The 423-nt window shown below is 74.0% G+C and carries 1 pseudogene; it reads right to left on the reverse strand.

Annotated features, from left to right (window positions below):
• Positions 1-423: pseudogene (locus LPA54_RS39900) on the reverse strand (DNA-binding response regulator); the annotation flags it as partial.

Below are 423 nucleotides of genomic sequence, written 5' to 3' on the forward strand. Positions count from 1 at the left end.
GTCCAGGACCCGGCCCTTCAGCTTCGCCGAGTAGGTCGCCTCGTCCACGGAGAGGTCGCCGTTGCGGATCTCCATCGGGGAGTCGTCGTTGACGATCTGCTGGCGGCCCATCGCCAGCCGCAGCCGCGCCTCGACCTCCGCGGGTCCCGCGGTGTCCAGCAGCACGTCGTCGATGCCCCAGTCCGCGGTGACCGCGGCGAGGCCGCCCTCGGTCACGACCAGGACGAGCGGGCAGCCGGGGCCGGTGGAGCGCAGCAGCTGGCACAGGCTGCGGACCTGCGGGAGATCGCGGCGGCCGTCGACGAGGATCACGTCGGCGCCGGGGGTGTCCACCAGCGCCGGGCCCTCCGCGGGCGCCACCCGGACGTTGTGCAGGAGCAGACCGAGGGCGGGGAGCACCTCCGTCGACGGCTGGAGAGCGTT

This window comes from Streptomyces sp. DH12 (assembly GCF_020873895.1).
Taxonomy (GTDB): domain Bacteria; phylum Actinomycetota; class Actinomycetes; order Streptomycetales; family Streptomycetaceae; genus Streptomyces.